We start from the raw sequence: 4,633 nt of genomic DNA, 5'->3' as shown, positions 1-4,633 counted from the left end.
GGGACATGCCCTCGCGGCGTGTCCCCAAGGCTTGGCTCCGTGGATGCTGACGGGGACACGCCGCAAGGGCATGTCCCCGGCCGTGCCTAGGTCAGCGCCGTGAAGATCAGGGTCACCACGGCGATGTCGAAGAAGCGGGTGACGGCGGTCAGCAGCATGGGAGGTCTCGCAAGAGGGTTACCCGCGATTAAGCAAGACTGGCGCCAACCCGCCCCGAGGCGTTAGCCTTCCGTCATGGCGCTGTTTTTCGATCAACTCTGGTACGACGCGCGGCTGGCCGAGCGGGGGCTGACGCGGGCGGTGCTGGCCGCCATCGCGGGCATGACCGGCGAGGAGCTGGCCCTGGCCTACAAGGACCAGCGCGAGTTGACGGCCGTCCAGATCGCCGCTTTCGCCGAGCTTCTGGGCGTTCCCCTGGCCGAGGCCGCGCGCCGGGCGGGCGTGGGCGCGCACGCCGCGCCCTTGCCGGGTGAGTCGCTGTCGTTGGAGCAGAGGGTGGCGATGCTGGAGGCGCGGGTCGCCTCGCTCGAGGCGGAACTGGCCCGCCTAAAGGCCTAGATCTCGGTCTTCTTGATCAGGCCCGCCTTGGGGCGACGGTCGGCCGGACCGGAAAATTCCGTGCCCAGGTAGGTCGAACGCGCCGTGTCGAGCACTTCCTGCCCACCGCGCAGACCGCGCTTCTGACCGGTCTGGCCCATCAGATGGGCGGCGAAGGCGGCGTAGGGGTTGCGGCGGGACTGCGGCTGCCGCGGCGGGGCCTGCGGCTCTTCGTCCGCGAAAACCGCCTCTTCGGCGTCGTCCGCTTCGGGGCGGTCGACGTCGCGGAGCGCGGGCAGAGCGTGGCGGGCGCTCCGCCGGAGGGGATCATTCGGGCCGTTCATGGTGAAGACTTGTGGTCCATGACGGTTAAGGACCGGTCAGTGGGCATGGTTAAGGGATCGTGGATCCGGTCGGGGACAGCCGCATGCGCCTGTCCCCCGTCGGCGCGGCGACTACGGCTTGGTCGCCAGCTTTTCGATCTGCTGCTGCATGGCTTCCAGCTGACGCTTGAGGTCGGCCAGGGAGTCCTCGCTGGGGGCGGACGGCGCGGGCGGCTGGGGCTCGGCCGGGGCCGGGGCGGCGGGGGCGTCCTCGGGCCGGGCGTAGGCGAACGGCGAGAACATCTTCATGGCGCGGTCGAACAGCGCCATGTTCTGGCGGATCTGCTCTTCGTAGACCCCGATGCCCGGCATGCCCTTGGTCCCCAGGGCGCCCGGGGTCAGGCCCGAGAACTGGGTGCGCATGCGCTCCTGCTGCTTGGTGAAGCTTTCCAGCGACATCTCCAGATAGCTGGGCAGGAAGGCCTGCATGGAGTTGCCGTAGAAACCGATCAGCTGACGCAGGAACTGGATCGGCAGCAGGTTCTGGCCGCCGCCGCGGTTTTCTTCCTCGAAGATGATCTGGGTCAGCACCGAGCGTGTGATGTCGTCGTTGGTCTTGGCGTCATAGACCACGAAGTCGATCCCCTCCTTCACCATGTCCGACAGGTGCTCGAGGGTGACATAGGAGGAGGACGCTGTGTTGTAGAGGCGACGGTTGGCGTACTTCTTGATGACGACCTTCGGGCCGGCAGCTTTTTCGCCAGGAGCGCGGGCCGAAGCCGTTTCGCCGTTTTCGTTGTTCTCGGACATTTCGTTCCCTAGGACAGCGTTGTCTCCGCCTTTTCGCATCGCACTATCGCGAATGCAAAGGCATGGCGCCAGTACCGGCGGCGCTTGGAGCTCGCAACATCCCGTGAAAATGTGCAGGTGACGAACCTTGCCGCTTTATGCAAGGTGATGGTGCACTGCAAAATCATGGGCGCCGCGACTGCGAGAAGCCCGGAAACACGTCACGGGAGCTAATTCGCCATGAGCGACATCGTCATCGTTTCCGCCGCCCGCACGCCGGTCGGATCGTTCCTCGGCGCCCTCTCCAGCCTGCCGGCCCACGAGCTGGGCAAGCTGGCCATCCAGGCCGCCGTCGAGCGGGCGGGCATCACCCCCGCCGACGTCGACGAGGTGATCCTGGGCCAGGTGCTGCAGGCCGCCGCCGGCCAGGGCCCGGCCCGCCAGGCCTCGGTCAACGCCGGCATTCCGGTCGAAAGCCCGGCCTGGAGCCTGAACCAGCTGTGCGGCTCGGGCCTGCGCGCCGTGGCCCTGGGCGCCCAGCAGATCGCCGCCGGCGACGCCAATATCGTGGTGGTCGGCGGCCAGGAGAGCATGAGCCAGGCCCCGCACGCCCAGGCTCTGCGCAACGGCCAGAAGATGGGCGACCTGTCGTTCGTCGACACCATGATCAAGGACGGCCTGTGGGACGCCTTCCACGGCTATCACATGGGCCAGACCGCCGAGAACATCGCCGCCCGCTGGCAGATCACCCGCGAGGCCCAGGACAAGTTCGCCGTCGCCAGCCAGAACAAGGCCGAGGCCGCCCAGAAGGCCGGCCGGTTCGACGCCGAGATCGCGCCGGTCACCATCAAGGGCCGCAAGGGCGACACCATCGTCGACAAGGACGAGTTCATCCGCCACGGCGTGACCCTGGACGGCATTTCGGGCCTCAAGCCCGCCTTCGCCAAGGACGGCACGGTGACCGCCGCCAACGCCTCGGGCCTCAATGACGGCGCCGCGGCCCTGGTGCTGATGAGCGCCGCCGAAGCCAAGAAGCGCGGCCTGACGCCCCTGGCCCGCATCGCCTCGTGGGCCAATGCCGGCGTCGCGCCCGAGATCATGGGCACCGGCCCGATCCCGGCCTCGAAGAAGGCGTTGGAAAAGGCCGGCTGGAAGGTCTCCGACCTGGACCTGGTCGAGAGCAACGAGGCCTTCGCCGCCCAGTCGCTGTGCGTGGTCAGCGAGCTGGGCCTCGACCCGGCCAAGGTCAATGTCAACGGCGGCGCCATCGCCATCGGCCACCCGATCGGCGCGTCGGGCGCGCGCATCCTGACCACCCTGGTCCACGAGATGAAGCGCTCGGGCGCCAAGAAGGGCCTGGCCACCTTGTGCATCGGCGGCGGCATGGGCGTGGCCATGTGCATTGAAGCGGTCTGACAACCTGTCTGGGGAAGCGGCCTGACAACCGTTTGTTTGGATTGGGCGTTTCGAGCAAATTTTCATGACGGCGCGCGTGGGGGCTTGCCCCCGCGCGCCTCTCGCGCGCAACCATAGGAGACGTTAGCGGGAGAACATCATGGCGAGAGTTGCGTTCGTGACCGGCGGCACCCGGGGCATCGGTCGGGCGATCTGCGAGCGGCTGGTCGCCGACGGCTTGAAGGTGGCGGCCGGCTATTCCGGCAACGAAGAGGCCGCCGCGGCCTGCGCCGAGAAGCTGGGCGTCATGGTGGTCAAGGGCAATGTCGGTTCGTTCGACGACTGCGCCGCCGCCGTGAAAAAGGTCGAGGCCGAGCTCGGTCCGATCGAGGTCCTGGTCAACAACGCCGGCATCACCCGCGACGTCATGCTGCACAAGATGACCTATGATCAGTGGTCGGAGGTCATCCGTGTGAACATGGACTCGGCCTTCAACATGACCCGTCCGGTCATCGAAGGCATGCGCGAGCGCGGCTGGGGCCGGATCGTCAACATCAGCTCGATCAACGGCCAGAAGGGCCAGATGGGCCAGACTAACTATTCGGCCGCCAAGGCCGGACTGATCGGCTTCACCAAGGCGCTGGCGCTCGAAAACGCCAGGAAGGGCGTCACCGTCAACGTCATCTGCCCCGGCTATATCGACACCGAGATGGTCGCGGCCGTGCCCGAGAACGTCCTGGCCGGCATCATCGCCGGCATCCCGGTCGGTCGCCTGGGCAAGGGCGAGGAGATCGCCGACATGGTCTCGTTCCTGGCCGGCGAGCGGGCCGGCTTCGTGACCGGCGCCACCCTGACGGTCAACGGCGGTCAGTACATGGCCGGCTAGAGGCCGGTGGGTTGCCTGAAGGCGACAGGGCGCGTCAAAAAAATCATGACGACTTGACGAAGACTCCCCGTCGGCTCGAAAACTCCGATCGACGGAGAGCTCTTCCAAGCCTTTTCATGACGCCTTCGGGAAATCGCGTGACGACAACAAGGTCTTCGGCGTCCAAGATTCGCCCCAGTCGCGGGGCATGACCCTGGGTATGACGAGTCAATCGGCGGTGACGAAGGGGCCAGGGGGCTGGGTGATCCTGCTGGCGTTCGCCTTCGCGGCCGCCGCCGGCGCGGCGAACGCGCAGTCTGGCCTGCGCGACGCGTTCCTCGGCGCCCGCTCCGGCTCTGAGACACGCAAGGCGCCCGCTCCGCCCGTGGCCCGCTATGTGGCCGAGACGGGCGAAGCCTTCATCCTGGATCGGGCCGCGCCCCAGCCGCTGATGAAGTTCGAGAACAGCTCCGAGGTCTGGGTGCTGTCGCCCCAGGCCGCGCCGCGCGGCGACACCATCTACAAGAACGAGATGGGCGAGCCGGTGCTGCGGGCCAGCAAGCTGGGCGGCATGACCCTGTTCACCCGCGAGCGGCCGGGCGGCGACGCCGCCGCCCTGATGGGCAAGGCCAGCTCGATCCAGCCGCCGCCGTTCATCTCGGTCAACGCCCTGTTCCAGCGCCTGGTCCAGGCCAGCGCCCGCGCCAGCCGCGCGGCCCAGCAC

6 protein-coding genes are annotated in these 4,633 nt (G+C 67.7%); 4 read left to right on the top strand and 2 right to left on the bottom strand.

Annotation, left to right across the window (positions count from 1 at the left end; genetic code table 11):
• The first annotated feature begins 234 nt into the window (after positions 1-234).
• Positions 235-558 (top strand): DNA-binding protein, encoded by a 324-nt coding sequence (locus tag WAL33_RS19860; protein ID WP_422183543.1) that lies wholly within the window; start codon positions 235-237, stop codon positions 556-558.
• Here the strand turns inward: WAL33_RS19860 and WAL33_RS19855 are convergent.
• Positions 555-881 (bottom strand): hypothetical protein, encoded by a 327-nt coding sequence (locus WAL33_RS19855; RefSeq protein WP_422183541.1) that lies wholly within the window; start codon positions 879-881, stop codon positions 555-557. The two genes, WAL33_RS19860 and WAL33_RS19855, sit on opposite strands and share 4 nt — an antisense overlap.
• 111 nt (positions 882-992) lie before the next feature.
• On the bottom strand, positions 993-1,670 hold the full coding sequence (gene phaR, locus WAL33_RS19850; RefSeq protein WP_422183539.1) for a polyhydroxyalkanoate synthesis repressor PhaR: 678 nt from the start codon (positions 1,668-1,670) through the stop codon (positions 993-995).
• A 219-nt stretch (positions 1,671-1,889) separates the two neighbouring features.
• Between phaR and WAL33_RS19845 the strand changes: the two genes are divergently transcribed.
• The 3 genes from WAL33_RS19845 to WAL33_RS19835 form a co-directional block, all read left to right on the top strand.
• The gene (locus tag WAL33_RS19845; protein WP_422183537.1) at positions 1,890-3,065 is read left to right on the top strand and encodes an acetyl-CoA C-acetyltransferase; all 1,176 of its coding nucleotides are present in this window, start codon (positions 1,890-1,892) and stop codon (positions 3,063-3,065) included.
• Positions 3,066-3,204: 139 nt separating this feature from the next.
• Positions 3,205-3,930 carry a beta-ketoacyl-ACP reductase gene (locus WAL33_RS19840; protein ID WP_422183535.1) on the top strand — a complete coding sequence of 242 codons (726 nt, stop codon included), beginning with the start codon at positions 3,205-3,207 and terminating at the stop codon, positions 3,928-3,930.
• A 199-nt stretch (positions 3,931-4,129) separates the two neighbouring features.
• Positions 4,130-4,633: DUF4908 domain-containing protein (locus WAL33_RS19835; protein WP_422183534.1), on the top strand; the 504-nt coding region annotated here is incomplete at its 3' end.

It is taken from the genome of Caulobacter sp., assembly GCF_049283275.1.
GTDB lineage: Bacteria > Pseudomonadota > Alphaproteobacteria > Caulobacterales > Caulobacteraceae > Caulobacter.
The sequence above is the reverse complement of the archived record's forward strand: the minus strand, read 5'-3'. Positions and strand labels throughout refer to the sequence as shown.

Coding starts and splice junctions, on each gene's coding strand:
- WAL33_RS19860 (WP_422183543.1), top strand. CDS start 235: ATGGCGCTGTTTTTCGATCAACTCTGGTACGACGCGCGGCTGGCCGAG.
- WAL33_RS19855 (WP_422183541.1), bottom strand. CDS start 881: ATGAACGGCCCGAATGATCCCCTCCGGCGGAGCGCCCGCCACGCTCTG.
- phaR (WP_422183539.1), bottom strand. CDS start 1,670: ATGTCCGAGAACAACGAAAACGGCGAAACGGCTTCGGCCCGCGCTCCT.
- WAL33_RS19845 (WP_422183537.1), top strand. CDS start 1,890: ATGAGCGACATCGTCATCGTTTCCGCCGCCCGCACGCCGGTCGGATCG.
- WAL33_RS19840 (WP_422183535.1), top strand. CDS start 3,205: ATGGCGAGAGTTGCGTTCGTGACCGGCGGCACCCGGGGCATCGGTCGG.